The 24137-nt window shown below is 63.6% G+C and carries 21 protein-coding genes; 1 reads left to right on the plus strand and 20 read right to left on the minus strand.

Annotation, left to right across the window (positions count from 1 at the left end):
* The first annotated feature begins 171 nt into the window (after positions 1–171).
* The gene (lexA, locus tag AC56LY_RS13600; RefSeq protein WP_332531557.1) at positions 172–801 is read left to right on the plus strand and encodes a transcriptional repressor LexA; all 630 of its coding nucleotides are present in this window, start codon (positions 172–174) and stop codon (positions 799–801) included.
* A gap of 60 nt (positions 802–861) precedes the next feature.
* Here the strand turns inward: lexA and AC56LY_RS13605 are convergent, their stop codons facing one another.
* The 20 genes from AC56LY_RS13605 to AC56LY_RS13700 all read right to left on the minus strand — a co-directional run bounded on the left by AC56LY_RS13605 (position 862) and on the right by AC56LY_RS13700 (position 23979).
* Entirely contained in the window at positions 862–1566 is a 705-nt protein-coding gene (locus tag AC56LY_RS13605) for a tetratricopeptide repeat protein (protein WP_499580329.1), read from the minus strand.
* Positions 1567–1766: 200 nt separating this feature from the next.
* Complete coding sequence (locus AC56LY_RS13610) at positions 1767–3008, minus strand: cystathionine gamma-synthase family protein (RefSeq protein ID WP_499580331.1); 1242 nt, start codon at positions 3006–3008, stop codon at positions 1767–1769.
* 2 nt (positions 3009–3010) lie between these two features.
* Positions 3011–4531, minus strand: a complete 1521-nt coding sequence (gene purF / locus AC56LY_RS13615) for an amidophosphoribosyltransferase (protein ID WP_499580333.1) — start codon at positions 4529–4531, stop codon at positions 3011–3013.
* Between the two features lie 76 nt (positions 4532–4607).
* Positions 4608–5096, minus strand: coding sequence for a CvpA family protein (locus tag AC56LY_RS13620; protein ID WP_258835152.1), 489 nt, complete (start codon positions 5094–5096; stop codon positions 4608–4610).
* 13 nt (positions 5097–5109) lie between these two features.
* Entirely contained in the window at positions 5110–6141 is a 1032-nt protein-coding gene (locus AC56LY_RS13625) for an SPOR domain-containing protein (protein WP_499580335.1), read from the minus strand.
* Positions 6142–6153: 12 nt separating this feature from the next.
* On the minus strand, positions 6154–7452 hold the full coding sequence (gene folC / locus AC56LY_RS13630; RefSeq protein WP_499580337.1) for a bifunctional tetrahydrofolate synthase/dihydrofolate synthase: 1299 nt from the start codon (positions 7450–7452) through the stop codon (positions 6154–6156).
* 139 nt (positions 7453–7591) lie between these two features.
* Positions 7592–8464 carry an acetyl-CoA carboxylase, carboxyltransferase subunit beta gene (accD, locus tag AC56LY_RS13635; protein ID WP_499580339.1) on the minus strand — a complete coding sequence of 291 codons (873 nt, stop codon included), beginning with the start codon at positions 8462–8464 and terminating at the stop codon, positions 7592–7594.
* Positions 8465–8851: 387 nt separating this feature from the next.
* Complete coding sequence (locus AC56LY_RS13640) at positions 8852–9136, minus strand: hypothetical protein (RefSeq protein WP_499580341.1); 285 nt, start codon at positions 9134–9136, stop codon at positions 8852–8854.
* Between the two features lie 321 nt (positions 9137–9457).
* Positions 9458–10258, minus strand: a complete 801-nt coding sequence (gene trpA / locus AC56LY_RS13645) for a tryptophan synthase subunit alpha (RefSeq protein ID WP_499580343.1) — start codon at positions 10256–10258, stop codon at positions 9458–9460.
* Between the two features lie 75 nt (positions 10259–10333).
* Complete coding sequence (trpB, locus tag AC56LY_RS13650; protein WP_499580345.1) at positions 10334–11587, minus strand: tryptophan synthase subunit beta; 1254 nt, start codon at positions 11585–11587, stop codon at positions 10334–10336.
* Positions 11556–12263: a phosphoribosylanthranilate isomerase gene (locus AC56LY_RS13655; protein WP_499580347.1), complete on the minus strand. Its 708-nt coding sequence runs from the start codon at positions 12261–12263 to the stop codon at positions 11556–11558. The genes trpB and AC56LY_RS13655 overlap by 32 nt, the downstream gene beginning before the upstream one ends.
* Positions 12264–12271: 8 nt before the next feature.
* Complete coding sequence (gene truA / locus AC56LY_RS13660; protein ID WP_499580349.1) at positions 12272–13072, minus strand: tRNA pseudouridine(38-40) synthase TruA; 801 nt, start codon at positions 13070–13072, stop codon at positions 12272–12274.
* Positions 13069–16119 (minus strand): motility hub landmark protein FimV, encoded by a 3051-nt coding sequence (locus tag AC56LY_RS13665; RefSeq protein WP_499580351.1) that lies wholly within the window; start codon positions 16117–16119, stop codon positions 13069–13071. The genes truA and AC56LY_RS13665 overlap by 4 nt, the downstream gene beginning before the upstream one ends.
* A gap of 288 nt (positions 16120–16407) precedes the next feature.
* Positions 16408–17535, minus strand: a complete 1128-nt coding sequence (gene asd / locus AC56LY_RS13670) for an aspartate-semialdehyde dehydrogenase (RefSeq protein ID WP_499580353.1) — start codon at positions 17533–17535, stop codon at positions 16408–16410.
* A 26-nt stretch (positions 17536–17561) separates the two neighbouring features.
* On the minus strand, positions 17562–18632 hold the full coding sequence (leuB, locus tag AC56LY_RS13675) for a 3-isopropylmalate dehydrogenase (RefSeq protein ID WP_499580355.1): 1071 nt from the start codon (positions 18630–18632) through the stop codon (positions 17562–17564).
* A 53-nt stretch (positions 18633–18685) separates the two neighbouring features.
* Positions 18686–19333 (minus strand): 3-isopropylmalate dehydratase small subunit, encoded by a 648-nt coding sequence (gene leuD / locus AC56LY_RS13680; RefSeq protein ID WP_499580357.1) that lies wholly within the window; start codon positions 19331–19333, stop codon positions 18686–18688.
* A 10-nt stretch (positions 19334–19343) separates the two neighbouring features.
* Positions 19344–19466 (minus strand): hypothetical protein, encoded by a 123-nt coding sequence (locus AC56LY_RS13685; protein ID WP_258835162.1) that lies wholly within the window; start codon positions 19464–19466, stop codon positions 19344–19346.
* Between the two features lie 54 nt (positions 19467–19520).
* Positions 19521–20921: a 3-isopropylmalate dehydratase large subunit gene (gene leuC / locus AC56LY_RS13690; protein ID WP_499580359.1), complete on the minus strand. Its 1401-nt coding sequence runs from the start codon at positions 20919–20921 to the stop codon at positions 19521–19523.
* Positions 20922–21190: 269 nt separating this feature from the next.
* Positions 21191–23101: a chemotaxis protein CheA gene (locus tag AC56LY_RS13695; protein WP_499580361.1), complete on the minus strand. Its 1911-nt coding sequence runs from the start codon at positions 23099–23101 to the stop codon at positions 21191–21193.
* Positions 23101–23979: a protein phosphatase CheZ gene (locus AC56LY_RS13700; RefSeq protein WP_499580363.1), complete on the minus strand. Its 879-nt coding sequence runs from the start codon at positions 23977–23979 to the stop codon at positions 23101–23103. The genes AC56LY_RS13695 and AC56LY_RS13700 overlap by 1 nt, the downstream gene beginning before the upstream one ends.
* Positions 23980–24137 lie beyond the last annotated feature (158 nt).

Genomic DNA, 24137 nt, shown 5'->3' on the forward strand with positions numbered 1-24137 from the left:
GCGCGATCTGTCTTAGTTACGGCAGATCTGACTCGACAATTCCAGTGTTTTGACGCCTTATTGCATGCTGAATCGCGATTTTCGCGATATTTTTTGCGTTTCCCCTTGCGCGCCGCAGAATACTGTACAAAAATACAGGTTACACACATAACCGGTTGCTGTAACACATTTATGCTAAAGCTCACTGCACGGCAAGAACAGATCCTGAACCTGATCAAGGAAGCGATCGAGAACACCGGTTTCCCTCCGACCCGGGCTGAAATCGCTTCCGAATTGGGTTTCCGCTCGGCCAATGCGGCTGAAGAACATCTGCAAGCACTGGCGCGCAAGGGCGCCATCGAAATTTCGCCGGGCACGTCGCGCGGCATTCGCCTGATCGGCGCAAGCGTCGAGGCCATCCCGATGCCGCCGCCGTCGTTCATGTCGCTGCCGCTGGTCGGGCGCGTCGCGGCGGGCAATCCGATCCTGGCGCAGGAACACGTCGAAGCCACCTACAACGTCGACGCAGCCATGTTCGCGGCGCGGCCCGATTTTCTGCTGAAGGTCAAAGGCTGGTCGATGCGCGACGCTGGCATCATGGATGGCGACTTTTTGGCGGTCAAGAAAATTGACAGCGCCAAGAACGGCCAGATCGTCGTCGCGCGTCTGGGCGACGAAGTCACGGTCAAGCGTTATCGCAAGACGGGCGACCTGGTCGAGCTGCTGCCAGAGAACCCCGATTTCAACATCATTGCCGTGTCGCCGGACGAAGAGTTTGCACTCGAAGGCCTGGCTGTCGGCCTGATGCGTAGCTGGAACTGATGTAATGGCGCCGGCTTTCCTGCCGGCGCCTGTTTTACCCCGCCCTGTCCTGCCTACCCCTTAATTCGACGCCTTCTTCACCACCGCATTATGCTGGTTTATGAACGCTTCGGTAGCACTGCGCCACGCCGCAAAATCTGCCAGGATCATCTTTGAACTGACCTTCGCGCCTTCCGCGATGTTCTGCCGCACCTGCTCCAGGTAGGCTGCCGACGCGTCCGCTTCCTGCTTGTTCATCAGCTTGGCGATATCGGCCGGGATCTTCTTCGTCAATGGCGACTGCGCGTTCAGGTTCGTCACCATCTTGTTGTAGCAATCCTGCCAGCCTGTTACCAGCTTGTTGACGCGATCGATCTCGTCATTCACTTTCGACACCGCCGGAATGCGCGGCGACGGGCAGCGGTATTCACCCGACTGCAGCTCGGCGCCATCATAACCCTTGATCCAGTAATCGATCTCGGCGCGTTTGGTCACGCGCTGCTGCATGACGACCAGCGATTCGGCCGCGACCTTGTTGCCTTTGGCGGCCGACTTTTCGAACAATGCCCTGGCCGCCGCCTCGTCGACGGTGCCCGCCTCGCCATACCAGTACATCTGGCCCAGTTGCTGCTGTGCTTGCGCATTGCCGGCGTTGGCGAGCTTGGTATACAGCTTGAGCGCGCCCGCGTAATCCTTCTTTTCGAACAGCGCATTGGCGTCTTCCAGCTCGCCCGCATAGGCGGTGCTGGCAATAGTCAGAGAAAGGCAGAGCAGAAAACGTTTCATGGGCATCCGAAGAAAATGACAAGCTGACGATGAGGCATCATAGCCCCCTTTGACAGCGCGACTCAACCGTAAAAATGACAAGGCCGGCATCGCGCCGGCCTTCTTTGCATGGCTTTACGCGGCGCGGTAACGCCGCGCGGTAACGCCACGCGGTAACGCCGCGCGATACGCCGCGCGATACGCCGCGCGGTGGGCCGTGCCTACACGTCCAGCGCCTGACGGAAGTCCTCGACCAGGTCGTCGGTATCCTCGATGCCCACCGACACACGGATCAGCGACTCGGCAATGCCCATGCTGGCGCGGCGCTCGGCGCCCATCTCGAAGAAAATCGTGTGCGCCACCGGAATGACCAGCGTGCGGTTGTCGCCCAGATTCGAGGCGGGAATCGCCAGTTGCAGGCGATTGAGGTAATCGAACGGATCGATGGACTCGTGCAGCTCGAAGCTGAGCAGCGAACCCCCAGCGCGGAACAGCGACGTGACGATACCGTGCTGCGGATGCGACGCCAGGCCCGGATAGTGAACCTTCGCGACGCGCTCGTCAGCCTCCAGCATCGTCGCCAGCGCCAGTGCATTGGCGCAGGTACGCGTCATGCGCAGCGCCAGTGTTTCAGCGCCGACGGCAATGTGATGTGCCGCTTCCGGCCCGAGCGACGCGCCAAAGTCGCGCAGCGCTTTCGCGCGCAGCTGCGCCATGCCCTGGGCCTGCGCCGGCTGCTTGCGAAAGTTCGGTGCGATGTTCGGATACGCGCTCCAGTCGAACAGGCCGGTATCGGTCAGCGCGCCGCCCAGCGCAATGCCGTGGCCGCCAATCGACTTGGTCAGCGAATTGACCACCAGCCCGGCGCCCACGCTTTTCGGGCGGAACAGCCATGGCGAGGTCATCGTGTTGTCGACCACGTACAGGATGCCCCGCTCACGGCACAGCTCGCCGATGCGGGCCAGGTCCGCCACTTGCGTGCGCGGATTGGCGATCGTCTCGACAAACACCATGCGCGTGTTCGGGCTCAAGGCTGCTTCGACCTGCGCCACGTCGGTCGCATCGACAAAGGCGACATCGACGCCCTGCCCCGCCACCGTCTGCCACAGGCTGTTGGTGTTACCGAACAGGAAGCTCGACGAGATGATGGCGTCGCCCGCCTTCAGCAGCGCCTGGAACAGCGCGCCGATGGCCGCCATGCCGGTGCCGAAGCACAGCGTGGCGACGCCATCTTCCATCTTGCTGACCTTGTCCTCGAGCGCGCTGACCGTTGGATTGCCCTGGCGACCATAACGGAAGCCCGGCTCCTTGCCCTGGAACACGGACGCCAGCTGACGCGCATCCGTGTAGCCGAACGCGACCGACGTGTGGATCGGCTTGTGCAGCGAACCGTGCTCGATCGGCTTGTGCCGGTCGTTGTGCAGGATCGTCGTGGTAAAGCCGTAGGTCTTTTTCTCGCTCATGCTTACTCGGCTGGAACGGCAGGGTTCAGATTCAGTTGGGTACGGACCTGGTCTTCATCCTTGGCGGCAGGATTGTGACGCGCGGTTTCCTGGCGATCAAGGTATTCCGGGGTCACGTCGCCCGTCACGTAGATACCATCGAAGCACGATGCCTCGAAGTTCTTCAGTGCCGGATTGACGTCCGAAATCGAACGCTTGAGGGCATCGATGTCCTGATAAATCACGCGGTCGGCCGTGATCTCGCGGCAGACTTCTTCGGTCGTGCGGCCGTAGGCGATCAGCTCGTCGCGGGTCGGCATGTCGATGCCGTACACGTTCGGGTACAGCACCGGTGGCGCGGCCGAGGCGAAGTACACCTTGCGCGCGCCGGCTTCACGGGCCATCTGCACGATCTCACGGCTGGTCGTGCCGCGCACGATCGAGTCGTCGACCAGCAGCACGTTCTTGTCCTTGAATTCAGAAATGATCGCGTTGAGCTTCTGGCGTACCGACTTCTTGCGCATGCCCTGGCCCGGCATGATGAAGGTACGGCCGATGTAGCGGTTCTTGATGAAGCCTTCGCGGTATTCCACGCCGAGTTTCAACGCCAGCTGGATGGCGGCCGGACGCGACGAATCGGGAATCGGCATGACGACGTCGATGTCTTCGACCGGGATCTCACTGAGCACCTTGTCGGCCAGGTATTCACCCATGCGCAGGCGCGTGGCGTAGACCGAGGCGCCGTCGATCACCGAGTCTGGACGGGCCAGGTAGACGAATTCGAACGCGCACGGATTGAGCGATGGATTTTCGGCGCACTGGCGCTCGGACAGCTTGCCGTCGTTGGTGATGAAGACCGCTTCGCCCGGCGCAATGTCGCGCACGAACCGGAAGCCCAGGCCCTCGAGGGCAACCGACTCGCTGGCCACCAGGTATTCGTTGCCGTTTTCGGTTTCGTTCACGCCCAGGCACAGTGGACGGATGCCGAACGGATCGCGGAAGGCCAGCATGCCGTGGCCGGCGATCTGTGCAACGACGGCGTAGGCGCCACGCACGCGGCGGTGCACGACAGCGACCGCCTTGAAGATCGCGTCGGCGTCGAGCGAGAAGCCATCGGCCGCTTCCTGGATTTCGTGGGCCAGCACGTTGAGCAGCACCTCGGAATCGGAATCGGTGTTGATGTGGCGGCGGTCGTTGCGGAACAGCTCATCCCTGAGCTGGGCCTGGTTGGTCAGGTTGCCGTTGTGCGCGAGGGTGATGCCGAACGGCGCGTTGACGTAGAACGGTTGCGCTTCTTCTTCGCTCGACGAACCTGCGGTCGGGTAACGGCAGTGGCCGATTCCGGTGTTGCCCTGCAGCGAACGCATGTTCCGGGTACGGAAAACGTCACGTACCAGGCCGTTGGCCTTGAACATCGAGAACATGCTGCTGTGATTGGTCGCAATGCCCGCAGCGTCCTGGCCGCGGTGCTGCAGCAGCAGCAATGCATCGTACAGAAGCTGGTTGACGGGAGACTGCGAAACGACGCCGACGATGCCACACATGAGGTGCTCCTAAAAGCTTGGGTGCAAAATGACAGAAAACTGCGAATACAGCGACTACTGGTCTGGTAATACGGATTCAGTAATTAATATGCTCCGCGAAGGCAGCGGGCAAGAATGGTTTGACGGTGCGCGCGCCGGTCTCGGCAATGGGTGACAACAGCGCATCGCGCCAGAATGCCTGCTGCGGGATTGCCGTCATCCCGCACAATATGACGCCAGCCAGCACGATCACAATGCCCCGCGCCAGGCCGAACAGGCCGCCCAGGCCCCGGTCCGCCAGCGACAGGCCGGTGGCGGCAACCACGGCGCCAATTGCCATCGACAGCAGGCCCATCAGGATTCGTACGCCCAGGAACAGCACGATGAAGGCCGCCATCAGGCGCGCGGACCCGCCCGGAATGACCTCGGGCAGCAAGGGCGCGAGCTGGGCGCCGTAGACATTGGCCACCACGAAGGCGACGACCCAGCCCACCAGCGACAGGATTTCCTTTACCAGGCCGCGCAGCGTGCTGATCACGACGGAGGCGATCAGCACGAACAGCACCAGGTAATCGAAAATCGTCACGCGGCAGCGAGGATCAGAGTGGCACCATCGAGCCGGACAGACCGATGCCGCTCAGTTTGGCGCGCACTTTCTCTGCTTCTTCCTTGCTGAACGGGCCGACCCGCACGCGGATCAGTTCGCCAGACTTCTGGGTGAACGAGGCAACGCCGGCAGCGCGCAGGCGGCTTTGCAACTCGGTGACTTTTTCCTGGCTGGCCAGCGCGGCGACCTGCACCACGAAGCGCGGCGCCGGGCCTTCGGCCTTGACCGTTTTCGGATCGGGCTTGTCGGCCGGCTTGTCTTCGAGGATCGCGATGGCGCGGGCAGCGTCGTCCGGACGGGCAGGCTTGGCGACGTGCTCGGCTTTCGGATGCGACTCGGCGGCTTTCTCGGCGACCTTGACCGGCTTTTTCTCGGGCTCAGTCTTTTTCTCGGGCTCTTGCTTGCGCTCGGCCTTGACGGGTTCAGGCTTCGTCACCGGCTTGGCTTCAGGTTCTGCCTTCGGCTTGGCTTCAGGCTTCGGCTTCACGGTCTCGACTGGCTTGGCTGTCTCGACTGGCTTGGCTGTCTCGACTGGCTTGGCTGGCTCGAGCATGCGCATCGGTGGCACCTCGCTGGCGGTTGGCGCTGCGGCCACGGCGACCGGTGGCGTGCGCGTACCGGCAGGCGGCGCCGGGACCGGCTCGATGATCTCTTCGTCGCTGTCGACGCTCGCCGTTGGCGCGACCTGCTCGGACGGCACCGGCAGCGGCGCAGCCTTGTCCTTGTCGGGGATGTGGATGGCGATGTCGGTGGCCAGCGGCTTGGGCTCGGAATCGAGCAGCATCGGCAGGGCCACGACAGCCGCCAGAACCAGCGCAATGGCGCCGACCAGGCGGCGGCGCGCGCGTTTTTTCTCGGGCAGGATCGGATCGCCACGGCTTGAGCGGCGACCGCCCTCACCGGCCGAGCTGGCACGCTTGGAGCGTGCGCGCTCGGTGTAGGCGGCCTCGTCGTCCTTAACGAAGTGGCCGCTGTCGCGAACAGTTTCTTGCTTGTTTTTACTGCCGAACGAGAACAAGCCCATGCGATTGAGGTATCAGTGTAGTGAGGATTTACGGGCCGCCATCACGCCGGCAACCGTGTAGAACGAACCAAAGACCACAATTCTATCATTCTCCTCAACCCGGCTCAGTGCATTCGCATAAGCGTCGGCAGGCGAATCGAAGACAGTCACCGAAAAATCGCCGGCTTTCGCGCCCGCTGGCTTCAATTCAGCAATCTTGTCAGCCAGCGCCGCAGGGTCGGCCGAGCGCGGCGAATCGAGACGCGTGACGCACCAGTGATCGATTACCGAGGCCATCGGCGCAATCACGGCGTCGATGTCCTTGTCGTCCATGATGCCAAACACCGCGTACGTAAAGCGGTGAAAGCCCATATTGCCGAGGTTTTGCGCGAGCGTCGCGGCGGCGTGTGGATTGTGGGCCACGTCCAGCACCTGGGTCGGGCGGCCGGCCAGCACCTGGAAGCGCCCCGGCAGCTCGACCATTGCGAGGCCGGCGCGGGTTTCCTGGGCGCCGCACGGCAAGGTCATGCGCAGCGCCTCGAGCGCAGCCAGCGCTGCCGACGCATTGAGCAACTGGTTGGCGCCGCGCAGGGCCGGATAGGCCAGCGAGTTGCGGCGGCCAGTGCGGCCGGCAAAGCTCCACTGCTGCTGGTCGCCCTGGTAGTTGAAATCGCGCCCGAGCAGCCACAGGTCGGCGCGGATGCTGGTGGCATGGTCGATCAGCGACTGGGGCGGCACCGGGTCGCTGCAGATGGCGGTTTTGCCAGCGCGGAAGATGCCGGCTTTTTCGAAGCCAATTTTTTCGCGTGTGTCGCCCAGATAGGCCGTGTGGTCGATGTCGATGCTGGTGACGATCGACACGTCGGCATCGATCACGTTGACGGCATCGAGTCGCCCGCCCAGGCCGACTTCGAGGATGGCGACATCGATCTCGCTCGTCGACAGCAGGTGCGCAATGGCCAGCGTCGTGAATTCGAAGTACGTGAGGTCAGTATCCCCGCGCGCGGCTTCGACGGCGTTGAAGGCGGCGATCAACACATCATCGGATGCCATCTCGCCATTGATGCGGGCACGCTCGTTGAAGTCAAGAAAGTGCGGCTTGATGTAGAGACCAACGCGGTAGCCGGACTGCAGCAGGACCGACTCGAGCATCGCGCAGGTCGAGCCCTTGCCGTTGGTGCCAGCCACCATGATCACGGGACACGAGAACGCGAGTTGCAGGCGTTCCTTGACGGCGCGAACGCGGTCCAGGCCCATGTCGATATGGGTTTCGGCATGACGCGATTCGAGCAGCGCCAGCCAGTCGGGCAAGGTAGTCGGAAGTGGGGACATGGTGCTCAGAAAAGAGGGAGTGGGCAGGCGGTGCAGGAAATGTGAAAGGCGACCGCGGGGGCCGCCGTATGGCATGCCCGCGCCGGTCGCCCCTGGCGATCATGTTCGCGGGTTGCCCTCGCGGTAGCCTTTGGATCGATCAGGCCAACACTTCGGTCGCCTGGTTTTGCAGCAGGGCCAGCAGGCGCGCAATTTCTTCGCGCATCTTGCGGCGGTCGACGATCATGTCGACAGCGCCCTTCTGGACCAGGAACTCGGCGCGCTGGAAGCCTTCTGGCAATTTCTCACGCACCGTGTTCTCGATGACGCGCGGGCCGGCAAAGCCGATCAGGGCCTTCGGCTCGGCGATGACGACGTCGCCCATGAAGGCGAACGAGGCCGAGACACCACCCATCGTCGGGTCGGTCAGCACGCTGATGAACGGCAGCTTCTTCTCGGACAGCTTGGTCAGCATCGCGGTGGTCTTGGCCATCTGCATCAGCGACAGCAAACCCTCTTGCATGCGCGCGCCGCCGGTGGCGGTAATGCAAATGAATGGCACCTTCTGCTCGAGCGCAATCTGCGCGCCGCGCACGAAACGCTCACCGACCACCGAGCCCATCGAGCCACCCATGAATTCGAATTCGAAGCAGGCCACAACGACCGGCAAGCTCATGATCGAGCCACCCTGGACGATCAGCGCATCGGTCTCGCCGGTGGCTTCCATCGCTGCCTTGAGGCGGTCCGGATACTTCTTGCTGTCCTTGAACTTCAAGGTATCGACTGGCAAGGTCTCCTGGCCAATGTCGTAGCGACCGCCTTCATCGAGCAGCGAATCCAGACGCGCGCGGGCACGGATGCGCATGTGATGCGAGCACTTCGGGCACACGTGCAGGTTGGACTCGATATCCGCCCGGTACAGCACCGACTCGCACGACGGGCACTTGACCCAGAGGCCCTCGGGCATGGTCTTGCGGTTAGCGGCATCGGAGCGCTGGATCCGAGGGGGCAGCAGTTTTTCCAACCAACTCATATTCTCTCCTTTGCGGCAAATCTTACAGTGGGGCGTAGTGTAGCCGCTCGGAGGCAGCTTGTCGAATCGTAGCAAGCCACCAATATTGCCAACAAGACATCTCCGATCACCCCGCAGCTGGACCCATGCCGATCACCATCAAACAATGAGGGTCAGAGTCGAATTGTTTGACAACTTTCGATAATTTCCCAATAAATAGCACCGATCCTCGGCTGAATTCATGCCGCAACAGATCCTCTTTGCAATATCGGGGACAGAGTCACATGGATCAGCTAGATAATCAATTTCTCAACAATTAGGGTCAGAGTAGATTTATTGGGCAATTCCTCAGAGTTGTCAAACAATTCGACTCTGACCCTAATTTATTTACGCGGCAATATTGGGCAATTATTTTGCTGGCGACGCGATTTCGTTGACGGTGTATTCGATACCGCCGAGGCGGGCGGCGACAACGTTGTATATCCATGCGCTGAGCATTCCGGACAGGTACATGATGACGATATATGCAACGGTCACCATAAAGACCATGCCAACACCTATGGACGGCATATCCAAGCCCGTCAGGAAGGCGAGGAGAACAACCGCCAGGATGGGCAGCGAAATCACGAAATAAATTGCCGCCAGCATTTTTCCACATTGAGCCACTGCAATATGCTTGACACGCTTTTTCATCGAACGCTCCTTCAGGTTGACCTACGAAGAGATCAATTTACTGAAGGAAAATGAAAAAGCTTTATGCTTTCTCAACTGGCAGGATGGATGTGCCAATGCGACGGGGAAAAACCCATCGGCGATAAGCATCGCTGACCGGATATCCAAGGATTCATTGGGCAATCGCCAAAAGTTGTCAAACAATTCGACTCTGACCCTAATTGGATTGCAATAATCCACAGGCAATCGTAATGAGGGTCAGAGTCGAATTAAGTGACAACATTTTCCGGAGAAATTGCTCAATAATTCGACTCTGACCCTAATTGACATGACGCCGGCAGATTAGCGCGCGTCGAGGGCGGTGCGGATGGTGGCGGTGAAGGCGCGGACGGCGTCGACGGCCTGGTCTGGCGGGCTGTTTTCGATTTCCTGGATGATGCGGCTGCCGATCACGACGGCGTCGGCCACTTCGGCGACGGCTCTAGCCGTTGCGCCGTCGCGGATGCCGAAGCCCACGCCGATCGGCAGTTTGACGTGTTCGCGGATCGCGGCCACGCGGCGGGCGACGTCGGCGGTGTCGATGGTGCCGGCGCCCGTCACGCCTTTCAGCGAGACGTAATAGCTGAAGCCGCCACCGTACTGGGCCACTTGCTTGACGCGCTCCGTGGTCGACGTCGGCGCGAGCAGGAAGATCAGGTCCAGGCCGTTGTCGCGCATCTCGGTCGCGAACGCGGCGCATTCTTCGGGCGGGTAGTCGACAACGATGGCGCCGTCAGCGCCCGCTTCTTTTGCGCAGCGAATGAATTCGGTCTGGCCGATGCGTTCGATCGGGTTGGCGTAACCCATCAGGACCACCGGCGTGTCAGGGTCGTTCTTGCGGAATTCGCGCACGAAGCCGAACACGTCTTTCAGGCCGACGTTGAATTTCAGGGCGCGCTCGCAGGCGCGCTGAATGACCGGGCCTTCGGCCATCGGGTCCGAGAATGGCACGCCCAGTTCGAGGACGTTGGCGCCGCCCTCCACCAGTGCGTGCATCAGCGGGACGGTCAGTTCGGGGCCCGGGTCACCCGCGGTGATGAAGGTGACGAGCGCGGTCTTGTTGTGCGCTTTGAGCGCGGTAAAAGTCTGTTCGATACGGGACATGCTGGGTTCCTCTGGTAATCGGAAAAGGCGAATGCCCCGGCTGACCGGGGCACGATGGAATGGTTGACGCCGGCATCAGCCGAAATCAAGCCCCATCCGCTGCGCCACCGTGTGCATGTCCTTGTCGCCGCGGCCCGACAGATTGACCAGGATGATCTGGTCCTTTGGCAGCGTTGCCGCCAGCTTCACTGCGTACGCGATCGCGTGCGACGATTCGAGCGCCGGGATGATGCCTTCGATACGGCAGCAATCGTGGAAGGCCTGCAGCGCTTCGTCGTCCGTGATCGACACGTACTCGGCGCGCAGCGTGTCCTTCAGCCACGCGTGCTCTGGCCCGACACCCGGATAATCCAGGCCCGCCGACACCGAATGCGTCTCGATGATCTGCCCGTTCTCATCCTGCAGCAGATAGGTGCGGTTACCGTGCAGCACGCCCGGCAGGCCGGAGGTCAGCGAGGCCGAGTGCTTGCCCGAATCCAGGCCCTCCCCCGCCGCCTCGACGCCCACCAGCTTGACGCCCGGCTCGCCGATATACGGATAGAAGATGCCCATCGCGTTCGAGCCGCCGCCGATGCAGGCGACGACGTAGTCGGGCTGGCGCCCCGTCATCGCAGGCATCTGCACGCGGCACTCTTCGCCGATCACCGCCTGGAAATCGCGCACCATCATCGGATACGGGTGCGGGCCGGCCACGGTGCCGATGATGTAGAAGGTGTTTTCGATGTTCGTGACCCAGTCGCGCATCGCTTCGTTGAGCGCATCCTTGAGCGTCTTCGAACCCGATTCCACCGGCACCACGGTCGCGCCCAGGAGCTTCATGCGGTACACGTTCTGGGCCTGGCGCTTGACGTCTTCGCTGCCCATGTAGATCACGCATTCGAGGCCGAAGCGCGCGCAGATGGTGGCCGTGGCCACGCCGTGCTGGCCGGCGCCGGTTTCGGCGATGATGCGCGGCTTGCCCATGCGGCGCGCCAGCAGCGCCTGGCCGATCACGTTGTTGATCTTGTGCGCGCCGGTGTGGTTCAGGTCTTCGCGCTTGAGGTAGACCTGCGCGCCGCCGGCCATTTCAGACCAGCGCCGCGCGTGGTACACGGGCGACGGCCGGCCGACGAAGTGGGCCAGCTCGTAGCGGTACTCTTCAAGGAATTCCTGGTCTTGCGCGTACTTCGCATAGGCTTCGCTCAGCTCGGCCAGCGCGTGCGTCAGCGTCTCGGCGACGAACGAGCCGCCGTAGGGGCCAAAGTGCCCCTGCGCGTTCGGCAGGGCGTAATCAGGGGTCTTGAACAGCGGGGCGGCGTTAGGCGCTGCCTTGAATGGGGTGTTCTGCATGGTATGTCTCGCTATGAATAGTGGCATCGGCTGCCCGCACGGCTGCGACAAACGCGGCCATCTTGCGGGCGTCCTTGATACCCTTTGCGGCTTCGACACCACTGCTGATGTCGACGGCAAAAGGCCGAACGCGTACGACACCGTCAGTGGTGTTGTGTACGTTCAAGCCACCACTCAAAACGACCCGAGGCGCGAGCTCTTTTGGGATGAGAGACCAATCGAAGACCTTTCCTGCGCCGCCATAAGCATCCACGTAGGTGTCAAGCAGAAGGCTTGAAAACCATGGACTGGCGGTGCGGTATGCAAGCTCACATTCTAGCAGCGTGCCAGGGATCGTGTCAGGCTTGACCCGAAACGCGCGCATGAACGGGCGCTGGACGGCCGCTGCAATCGCTGCGCACTGCTCCACCGTCTCATCGCCATGGAACTGGATCAGCGCGAGCGGCATTGCAGCAGCGACTTCCTGCACCTCGGCCAGCGTCGGATTGACGAACAGCGCGACGCCGCTGACAAACGGCGGCAGGCCGGCGCACAGGGCGCCGGCGCGCTCTGGCGTCACGTAGCGTGGGCTCTTCGGATAGAACACGAAGCCCAACGCATCGGCGCCCACGGCAACAGCGGCGCTCAGGTCTTCTTCGCGGGTGATGCCGCAGATTTTGATACGGGTACGGTGCATGAAAATCCTTACAACCAGGGGAGCGGCGCGACCGCTTCCTGCGGCAGCTTCCACATCGGATCGTACTCGATCCTGGCGAAATACAGGCCGTCGGGCATGAAGGTCGGCGCAGCCACGTCGCGCGAGCGGCTCTCGAGCACCTCATGCATCCAGTCCGGCTCTTGCCGCCCCAGCCCGACATACACGAGCGAGCCAACGATATTGCGCACCATGTGATGCAGGAAGGCGCTGGCGCGCAGCGTGAAGACGATGATGTCGCCATGGCGCTCGATGCGCACTTCGTGCATGTCCTTGACCGGGGTCTTGGCCTGGCAGCTCGACGCGCGAAACGCCGAGAAGTCGTGCGTGCCGATCAGGTGGCGCGCCGCATCGATCATGCGCTCGACATCGAGCGGCCGGAACATCCAGCCGGCGCGGTTCGACAGCAGCGCCGATGGCGTCGGATGGTTGTACAGCACGTAGTGGTAGGTGCGCGAGCGGGCCGAAAAGCGCGCATGGAATTCCAGCCCGTCCTCGCCCAGCGGCACCTCTTTGGCCCAGCGCACGACAATGGAATCGGGCAGGAAGGTATTCACACCGCGCACCCAGGCTTGCGTGGGGCGCACCAGATCCGTATCGAAATGGACCACCTGCTCGATCGCGTGCACGCCGGTGTCGGTGCGACCGGCACAGGTGGTGGCCAGCGGCGTGCAGGCGAACTTCTCGAGCGCCATTTCAAGACGGTCCTGAACCGTATTGCGCTCCGGCTGTTTTTGGTAGCCGTTCCAACCGGTGCCGATGTACTGGACACCCAGAACAATCCGCGTCACGCCAGCAGCTCTCGCATCGCGCTGGCACGGCCAACCTGCTCGGTGCTGCCGCCCTTGATGACTTCATCGAGCAGTTCGCGCGCACCTTCCTTGTCGCCGATTTCCTGGTAGGCCACGGCCAGATCGAGCTTGGTTTCCATTTCCATGTGCTCGGGCGACAGCGGTGTCGGAGCTGCAGCCGTATCATCGACCGGATCGGTATCGAACGCCGCTGGCGGCGGCGCATCGGCCGTGGCCGACGCTGGCAGATCCAGGTCGAAGTCGAGCGTGTCGAGCGAGTTGCGCTGCAGCGTTGGTTCATCGCTGACCGGCCGCGCCGACAATTCTTCGGGCGCCGGCACGGGCGCCGGAGTGTCCGGCAGGTCGAACATGTCGAACGGATCGTCCTGGCGCGCCGCAAAATCTTTCGGCTCCGCGCCGCCGGAAGCACGCGGCTCGGCCGGCAGGCCGAAGTCCATCGCGTCCAGGTCGAACAGCGGATCTTCGGACACATTCGCATTCGAAGAACCGCGCACGGCAGGCAGCGGATCATTCACCGGTGCCGGTGTCGCTGGCGTGACCGGTGCGCCGAAATCCATCGAATCCAGATCGAACAGCGGATCGCTCGGCGCTGCCGCGGCAGCCGCCGGCTGCGCCGGGCTGGCCGGCAGCGACGGCAAGCCGTCGAAGTCCTTGGCCAGACCGGCCATGTCGACCGGCGTGGCCTGCACTTGCGGCTGCGGCGTCAGGTCGAGCGAGAAATCGTCGCGCAGATCGGCCGGGGTGGCCGGGGTAGCAGCGGCGGCTTGCCCGGCAGGCGGCGCATCGAAGTCCATGTCGAATTCGAGGTCGTTGACGTCAGTCGACAGTGTCGATGCGGGCGTGGCCGCCGCTGCCGGCGGCAGCATGTCGAAGTCGAGGTCCGGCACGGCAGTCGCGTCCGGGTCGGGCCGGGGCGTGGCCGCCGGCGTCGGGGTCTCGTCGTGCGTAACCGGCTCGAAAGCCAGTCCACCCAGGTCGAAGTCGAGCGTGTTGTCGTCAGTGCGTGGCGCTGGCACCGGTTCGGCATGCGGCGTTGCGGTGTGATCAGCATCGTCCTTCGACAGCGAGAACGCCGACGCAGCGTCGACAGCACCGGCAGCGGCTGCGCCAGCGACGACGCCCGCATTGGTACCCGACATGGCGGAAGGCTCGTCAGCACGCAGCGCATCCTGGTATTGCTGCGACAGGATCGCCTGCTGGCTGCGTTCCTGCGCCGACGGCGTTTGCGCCGGTGCCGGCGCGGCGTTTGCGTACAGCGGATTTTGCGGATCGATCCCCAGGCCCAGCGCCGCAGCGTGCGCCCATTCGTCGCCCTGCCCCTGCGTGAGCATATGCAGCTCGCGCGCCTGCACCTCGAACGCGCGGGCGTCCTTGCGCGTGGCGTAGATCTCGAGCAGCTTCAGACGCACGGGATGACGGTCCGGGTGCGTGCGCAGCGCTTCCTTCAGGATTTCCTCGGCCTGCGCGTCGCGGCCGTAAGCGATGTACACGTCGGCTTCGGCGACTGGATCGACTTCATTCGTATCGAGCTGGCTGGCCGATGGCGCGAAGCTCGAATTGAAGACGCTGTTGTTGGTATCGACGCTCTGGCCGCCGCTCTCGGCAAACAGCGACTGGGCGCTGGCGCCCTGCCCACCCAGCACCGACGGTTCGGTCGGCACCGGCACCACCGGCTTCGCATTGCGTTTGCGACGCTGCGCGATGCCGAACAGGATCAAGAGCAGCACCAGCAGCGCTGCGGCGATGTAGAGCATATTGTCCAGCAGCGTATCGACCACGCCTTTTTCTGGTTCCGGCGCCGGCACCGGTTTTTTCAGGCGTGGATGCGTGACCGGCTTGGCCGGCGTCGCCACGACGGGGGCCGCTGCAGCCTGCTCGGCTTCCGCGCCCGCGCGGCTTGGCACCGTCATCAGGTTCTCGAGTTCGCCGACGTTCTTTTCGAGCTCCTTGACGCGTGCCTCGGCCTGTTCGAGTTCGCGCTGCTTGGCCAGCGTGTCCTCGACGCTGGCGGTGCCGGTCTGCGGCGTGCCGGCGGCGCCTGCGGTGGCCTTCGACAGGCGCAGCTTGTCCTGCGCTTCGTTGGCGGCGGTCGGCTGTTCTTCGACACGCGCCGTCACGCGCCCGGTTGCGCTCTGGCCGCCCTGCGGCGCGCTGCCGGGAGTACTGGCAGCAACCTGGCCGGCGAGCTTGTTGCGGTAGGCGTCAAAGTCCGCTGCGTGCGCGACGACCACGCCGCGCGCTTCGCCCTGACTGGCGCCACCACGCAGCGCATCGCTATCGGGCACGCTCAGGATCTGGCCCGACTTCAGGCGGTTCATGTTGTTACCGATGAAGGCCTCGGGGTTGGCGCGGTACAGCGCCACGAGCATCATGTCGAGCGAAATCTCGGCTGGCTTCACGCGGGTGGCGATGCCACTGAGCGTGTCGCCGCGACGCACACGGTAGGTGCTTTCGGCAGCTGCCGCGTCGCGCTGCGCGGCCTGGCGCTGGGCGCCTTCGCGTGCGGCAGCAATTCGTGCGCGTTCGGCTGTATCAGCTGGTGCAGCAGCAGCAGCAGCAGCAGCAGGCGCTGCGGCCGCAGGCTGCGACGCGGCGCGCGGCGCCGGGCTGCCGGCCACCTGCGCCGGCTGCGTCGTGCGCAGTTCGGCCGGATCGAGCAGGAACGTGTACTCGCGCACCAGGCGCCCGTTATTCCATTTCAGCTCGAGCAGCATGTCGACAAACGGTTCGTTCAGCGGCTGGCTGGAATTGACGCGGATGATCTGGCGGCCACCGCGCTGCTCGACGGCGAAACGCAGCGACAGCAGTGCCGGATTGAAGTCGATATTCGCGCTGCGGAACGCCTCGGGCGTGGCCAGCTTGACGGCCATGCTGGCCGGATCTTCGCCGGCGCTGGTCGTCAGTTCGATCTCGGCGCGCAGTGGCTGGCCAAGTGCCGACAACACGGTCAATTTTCCAAGCCCGGCCGCGCTGGCGGCGGAAGTGACGAACACTGCGCTGGCAATCGCCGCAGTGAGGGTTTTCAACGCAGGTGCCATGAGCTGAGATTGTTCCGAAAAATGCATAGTGAGCAGCGAGTTAGTTGGCCGAGGGAAAGACGGTTTCCCGGAGTCTCAACATAACATCATGCTCTAGGGCACGCAAGCGATGCGCACGTTTACAGCAGGGGGAACGGGGTGTTTTGTGGCCTGTGAGACATGCCTTTACGGGGTTCGATAACCACCAGACATGGTAGTTGCAATGAATGCAACCGGCGATGACGGATTGGAAATAACGGGCTGGCCGCGAGGCAGCCAGCCCGGTGTGCAAGGCGTTTAACGCTCCAGCACGATGCGCAGCATGCGGCGCAGCGGCTCGGCCGCGCCCCACAGCAACTGGTCGCCGACCGTGAACGCCGACAGGTAATCGTCACCCATCGACATCTTGCGCAGTCGCCCGACCGGGATGGTCAGCCCGCCCGTCACGGCGGCCGGCGACAGGTCGCGCATCGATGCTTCGCGGTTGTTCGGCACGACCTTCGTCCACCCATTGTGCGAAGCGATGATGTCGCTGATTTCGTCCAGCGGCACGTCGCGGGTCAGCTTGATCGTCAGTGCCTGCGAGTGGCAGCGCATCGCGCCGATACGCACGCACAGGCCATCGACGGGAATCGGTTTAGTGTCGAAGCCTGCGCCGCGACCGAGGATCTTGTTGGTCTCGGCGCCGGCCTTCCACTCTTCTTTCGACTGGCCGTTGCCCAGGTCCTTGTCGATCCACGGGATCAGGTTGCCGGCCAGCGGCACGCCGAACTGCTTCGTTTCGTCGGCCGACAAACCATGCTGGGTGGCCAGCACGGTGCGGTCGATTTCCAGGATGGCCGATGCCGGGTTGTCCAGCAGCGGCTTGATCGCGCTGTTAATCGTGCCAAACTGCGTCAGCAGTTCGCGCATGTGCTGCGCGCCGCCGCCCGATGCCGCCTGGTAGGTCATCGACGTCATCCACTCGACCAGGCCGGCTTCGAACAGGCCACCCAGGCCGATCAGCATGCACGAGACGGTGCAGTTGCCGCCGATGTAGTTCTTGACGCCGCGCGCCAGCGCCGCGTCGATCACGGCGCGGTTGACCGGGTCGAGCACGATGACCGCGTCGTCGTTCATGCGCAGCGTGGATGCGGCGTCGATCCAGTAGCCGTTCCAGCCGGCCGCGCGCAGTTGCGGGAACACCTCGCTCGTGTAGTCGCCGCCCTGGCAGGAAATGATGATCTCGCATTTGGAGAGCTCGGCGATGTCGCTCGCGCTCTTCAGGGTGGGTTCATTCTTCGCCATCGCCGGCGCGGCGCCGCCCGGATTCGACGTCGTGAAGAACACCGGCTCGATGTGGTCGAAATCGCCCTCTTCCTGCATGCGCTGCATCAGGACCGAGCCAACCATGCCGCGCCAACCTACCAGACCAACTAATTTCATCGTCTTCTTTCAGTGTGATTACAGTGTTATCCGAGCGCCGCGACGACCGCGTTGCCCATCTCTTCGGTGCCCACGCGGGTGGACCCTGCTTCGTGAATATCCGGTGTACGCAGACCCTGTGCCAGCACGCGCTTGACGGCGTTGTCGATGCGGTCGGCCTGCTCGGTGAGGCCAAAGGTAAAGCGCAGCATCATCGCAGCCGACAGGATCGTCGCCAGCGGATTGGCCACGCCCTGCCCCGCGATGTCCGGCGCCGAACCATGCGACGGCTCGTAAAGGCCCTTGTTGTTCGCATCGAGCGAGGCCGATGGCAGCATGCCGATCGAGCCGGTCAGCATCGCCGCGGCGTCCGACAGGATATCGCCGAACATGTTGCCGGTCACGAGCACATCGAATTTTTTCGGCGCCCGCACCAGTTGCATGGCGGCGTTGTCGACGTACATGTGGTCCAGTTCGACGCCGGCGTATTCCTTGTGCACGTCGGTGACGATATCGCGCCAGAACTGGCCCGTTTCGAGCACGTTGGCCTTGTCGACGCTGGTCACGCGCTTGTCGCGTTTCAGCGCGGCCTGGAACGCCACGTGGGCGATGCGGCGGATTTCGCCTTCGGCGTAGCGCATCGTGTCGAAGCCTTCGCGCTGGCCCTTGAACGGGCCGTCCGGGCATTCGCGCACGCCACGCGGCTTGCCGAAGTAGATATCGCCCGTCAGTTCGCGGATGATCAGGATATCCAGGCCCGACACCACCTCGGGCTTGAGCGTCGAGGCGCCGGCCAGTTCAGGGTACAGGATGGCCGGGCGCAGGTTGGCGAACAGGCCCAGTTCGCGGCGCAGGCCAAGAATCGCCTGCTCGGGGCGCAGCGCGCGCTCGAGCCCATCGTATTTATAATCGCCCACGGCGCCGAACAGCACCGCGTCGGCATCCTTGGCCAGCTTGAGCGTGCCGTCCGGCAGCGGGTGGCCGTGCGCGGCGTAGCCGGCGCCGCCCACTGCTGCGGTGTCCATCTCGAAGCGCTCACCGAGCGCGTTGAGTACCTTGACCGCCTGGGCGGTGATCTCCGGGCCGATGCCGTCACCCGGCAGGATCGCAATCTTCATGCTCGTCTTTCTCGTCTTGGTTTCTTGTCTTGGTTTCTTGTCCTGGCCCGCGATCAGATCGCGTTGGCCAGCCACGGCTGGGCCGCGAGATGGCGTTGTTCGAAGGCGCGGATGTCCTCCGCATGGCGCAGCGTCAGGCCGATGTCGTCCAGGCCATTGAGCAGGCAGTACTTGCGGAAGTCGTCGATGGCAAAGCCGAACGACAGACTGCCGTCATGCGTGCCGATACGCTGCTGTTCGAGGTCGATCGTCAGCTGGAAGCCCGGCTGGCGCCCGACCGCCTGGAACAGTGCCTCGACTTCGTCTTCGGTCAAAGCGATGGGCAAGAGGCCGATCTTGAAACAGTTGTTGAAGAAGATGTCGGCAAAGCTGGGCGCAACGACGGCGCGAAAACCGAATTGCTGCAGCGCCCACGGCGCGTGCTCGCGCGACGAGCCACAGCCGAAGTTCTTGCGCGTCAGGAGGATCGAGGCGCCCGCAAACTGCGGCTGGTTCAGCACGAAGTCGGGATTGAGCGGCCGAGCGCTGTTGTCCTGCCCCGGTTCGCCATGATCCAGATAGCGCCATTCGTCGAACAGGTTCGGGCCGAAGCCGGTACGCCGGATCGATTTGAGGAACTGCTTCGGGATGATGGCGTCGGTATCGACGTTGGCACGGTCGAGCGGCGCCACCAGGCCTTCGTGTACGGTGAACTTATCCATCTTGTCGGCCTTATTTACCGCCGGCGCCGGTCACGACCTGGCCGACTTTCGAGACATCGCGGCCGATGCCCGAAACGGTGTTGCAGCCGGCCAGCAGGATGGCGACGAGGGAGAGTGCGAGAGCTTTTTTCATGATGTCCTGAACGAGAAAATGGTCGTGGAATTGGTCGCAATACGCCTTAACGCATCAGAGCGCGCGTACGTCGACAAAGTGCCCCGCAATCCCTGCGGCGGCGGCCATGGCCGACGATACCAGGTGTGTGCGGCCACCCTGGCCCTGGCGGCCTTCGAAGTTGCGGTTCGACGTCGACGCGCAGCGCTCGCCCGGTTCCAGGCGGTCGGCGTTCATCGCCAGGCACATCGAGCAGCCCGGCTCGCGCCATTCGAAGCCGGCGGCCAGAAAGATCTGGTCGAGGCCTTCGCGCTCGGCCTGTTCCTTGACCAGGCCCGAACCCGGCACGACCATCGCCAGCTTGACGTTGGGCGCGCGCTGGCGGCCGCGCACGACATCGGCGGCGGCGCGCAGGTCTTCGATGCGCGAGTTGGTGCACGAGCCGATGAACACCTTGTCGATCGCCACTTCGTCGATCGGTGTGCCGGCCATCAGGTCCATATAGACCAGCGCCTTTTCGATGGCGCCGCGTCGCACCGGATCGTGTTCGTCGAGCGGGTCCGGCACGCGGCCGTCGATCGCAATCACCATCTCGGGCGAGGTGCCCCAGGTGACCTGCGGCTGGATGTCGTGCGCATCGAGTTCGACGACCGTGTCGAATGCGGCGCCGTCGTCGCTGTGCAGCGTGCGCCAGTAGGCCACGGCCTGCTCCCACTGGTCGGCCGTGGGCGAGAGCGGCCGGTCCTTGACGTAGGCGATCGTGGTGTCGTCAACCGCCACCATGCCGGCGCGCGCGCCCGCTTCGATCGCCATATTACAGACCGTCATGCGGCCTTCCATCGACAGCGCGCGGATCGTGGAGCCACCGAACTCAATGGCGTAGCCGGTACCGCCGGCCGTGCCGATGCGGCCGATCACGGCCAGCACGATGTCCTTGGCGGTCACGCCGGGGCGCAGGTCGCCCTCGACCTTGACCAGCATCGCTCTGGATTTCTTGGCCAGCAGCGTTTGGGTGGCCAGCACGTGCTCGACTTCCGAGGTGCCGATGCCATGCGCCAGGCAACCGAAGGCGCCATGGGTCGACGTGTGCGAGTCGCCGCAGACGACCGTCATGCCGGGCAGCGTGGCGCCCTGCTCCGGCCCGATCACGTGCACGATGCCCTGACGCAGGTCGTTCATATTGAAGTACGTGAGACCGAATGCCTTGGCATTGGCGTCGAGCGTTTCAACCTGCAGGCGCGAGGTGGGATCGGCGATCCCTTGCGCGCGGTCGGTGGTCGGCACGTTGTGGTCGGCCACGGCCAGCGTGCTCGATGTGCGCCATAGTCCGCGGCCCGCGTCGCGCAAACCATCGAAGGCTTGCGGGCTGGTCACTTCGTGTACCAGGTGCCGGTCGATATACAGGACGGTGGTGCCATCGGCGTCGGCACGCACGACATGGGAATCCCAGAGTTTGTCGTAGAGCGTTTTTTGCATGGTCGGTCCATTGATGCGGTGTGAGGGCGCACAGGGGGTGCGCGCGGTCGCCGGGACAGGTACCCGGCAGCCGGGTTTTCGATTATGCCATAGTTGTGCTGTGGTGCACCATGCCGGGGCAGCGCATGTTTATGCCAAGGACCATAACATGCGGCAAATTAAGTTTGCAAGGGGTTTGCCATGCACAAATAAAAAAAGCCCGGATCAGTGACCCGGGCTTTTCCCTGCGCTTTTGTCGACGAGCGACGCTGCTACTGCTTAATGCGGCCTTATGCTGCCAGACGCACACTGCTGCGGCAGCCGTCCATCAGGAACGACAGGCCCACAACCAGCACCAGCTCACCCTCGGCCGAGCGCGCCGTACCGGTGATGCCTTCGACCGACAGCGCGGTCATCGGCTTGATCACCAGGTCGGCCGTGCCATCGACCGCTTCCATCGCCAGGATGTACGGTTGTGGTGCGTTGATGACGATGCCGACCTTTTCGGAACCGGCCTCGTAGCCCAGCGCCAGCGCCAGCGAGCGCACCGGCAGCGGACGGCCCTGATCTTTCAGCACCGGAGCGCCGCCGACACAGGCGAATTCGTCCGGCAGCTCGACGACGCGCTCGACGACGGCCATCGGCAGCGCCAGTTGCGCGCCCGACGTCGACACCAGCATCGTCGGCACGATCGACAGTTCGATCGGCAGGCGAATTGCAAAGCGCGTGCCCTTGCCCATCTGCGATTCGATGCGGATGGCGCCGCGGTTCTTCTCCACCGCCGTCTTGACCACGTCCATGCCCACGCCGCGGCCCGAGACCGAGGAAGCGACTTCCTTGGTCGAGAAGCCCGGCAGGAACACCAGCTGGTAGGCATCTTCGTCGCTCTGCGCGCCGTTTTCGCCGATCAGGCCCTTGTCCATGGCGATCTTGCGCAGGCGGGTCGGGTCCATACCCTTGCCGTCATCCTGCAGCACGATCATGACGCTGTTGGCTTCCTGCCAGGCTTTCAGCAGGATGAAGGCCTTGGCCGGCTTGCCATTGGCGACGCGGTCGGCAGGCGACTCGACACCGTGGTCCAGTGCGTTACGCAGCATGTGCACGAGCGGATCGTACAGGCTGTCCACGACGACGCGGTCGACTTCGGTCTCGGCGCCTTCGATGGTCAGTTCGACGTCCTTGCCCAGGTCTTTCGCCAGCTCGCGCACGAGGCGCGGGAATTTCTGGAACAGGCGGCCCACCGGCTGCATGCGGGTTGCCAGCGTGGCGCGCTGCAGTTCGGCCGAATAGCGCGATGCGCGTTCCAGCGTTTCGGCCAGCGTGGCGATCAGCGTCGCAGCCTGGCCTTCGAACTTGAACTGCTGCAGGCGTTCGAGCAGCACGGCAGCCTGGTTCGCGGCCTGGACCGACTCGCCCGCCACTTCGAGCAGCGCGTCGAGCTTGACCGCGTCGATGCGGATACTTTCGTCCTTGGCCGGTGCGTTGGCGACCGGCTTGGCATCGTTGCGGCGTTCGGTGCCGTCCCAGCCTTTACCGCCGGGTGCAGGGGCCGCCGTGGTGGCGACTGCCGTAGACGGGGTGGCGGCTGCGGGTGCAGCTTGCGCAGCGGCTGGCGCTGGCGTCGAGGTGCTGACGGCAGCCGCAGCAACGGCTGGTGCGCCGTCGATGGCGCTGGCGGCCGGGACCAGGGTGTTGTACATGCCAACCCAGTCCAGGCCATCGTCGCCGACGACCGGTGCGGCGGCTGCCGCAACCGGCGCGGCCGCGACTGGCGCTTGCACCACCGGCGCGGCAACTGGCGCCGGCGCCGCGTTGCCCTTACCTTCGATCGCATCCATCAGGATGCGTTCGAGGTCGGCCGGCATCTGCGCCAGGCCTTCCGGCGGCGTGCCGTTGTTCAGGTCACCCAGCTGGTCGGCCACGAAGCCCGATGCCTGCAGCGCTGCTTCGATCGCGATCGGCGTGACCGGCGCGGCGCCGGTGCGCAGCGCATCGAACAGGTTTTCGGTCAGGTGGCAGGCTGCGACGAGCGCAGGCAGGCCCATGAAGCCGGCGCCGCCCTTGATCGTGTGGAACGACCGGAACACCGCGTTCAGGGTTTCCTTGTTGTCGGGATCGCGTTCGAGGCGCAGCAGGTGCTCTTCGACGTTGACCGCCAGATCCATCGCCTCGACGACGAAATCCTTCAGCATATCGTCCATTAGAATCCCAGATCGGCAAGAAGATCGTCAACGTTGTCCTGGTTCAGCGCCGCTTGCGGCACTGACGGGCCTTGCATCAGCGGCTCTGGTACTGCCTGCTTCTGCGCCAGCTTTTCCTTGATGTCCGGTGGTGCATTATCGCGCAGCAGCTGGGCCAGCTCGCCCTCGACGGCCTGCGTGATCTTGACCACTTTCTTGATCAGCTGGCCGGTGATGTCCTGGAAGTCCTGGGCCATCATGATTTCGAGCAAGCGTGCTTTCTCGGCTTCGGTGGCCGCCGTCACGCTGGTAGCGAACTGGCGCGAATCGCCGGCCAGGGCCTTGAATTGGTCCAGGCTCAGCTTGCCTTCGAACAGTTCGCCCCAGCGCAGTTCCATGTCTTTCGATTGCTTCGACAGCACGTCCTGGGCCGGCATGCCTTCGTCCAGCGTGTTCAGGACCTTGTTGGCAGCCTGTTCGGTCAGCGTGGCGACGTATTCGAGACGGTCCTGGGCATCGACGATCTGCGACGAGGCTTCATTGAGCGCCTTGTCGTAGCCCAGTTCGCGCAGCGAGTCGTGCAGCAGGCGCACGATGCCGCCGAGGCGCTCGAACATGCCGCCGTTTTCGTTGCCCTCTTCGCCGGCGGCCGGGGCCGGGGCGGTGTTTGCCGCTACAGCGGGCGCGGCAGGCGCGGCAGCTGGTGCAGCGGCGGGTGCTGCAGACACGGCGGTGGCCGACACCTGGTCGAACAGCGAGTCGAGATCGTCCTCGTCGTTGCTGGCAGCGGCTGCGGGGGCAGGCGCTGCAGGGGAAGTAGCAGGACTTGGCGAAGCGCTGGTGCGCTGCGCCGCCACTTCCTCGAATAGTGCGTCGAAATCGTCAGCGGCGTTGGTCATAATCCCTGCTTCTCCATAATATAAATTCGCAATCAGCTCTGCAATACTGGGGGTGTTGCGTCCATCGTGCCGGTCATCTCCGGGTCCATCGATGGGACTAGTGTTGCCTGCGAGTGTATCAGCGTGGTTGCCGTAGGTAAATCTAAGAGAAGGCAATG

The sequence above is a fragment of the Telluria sp. ZT3P25 genome, from assembly GCF_059685895.1.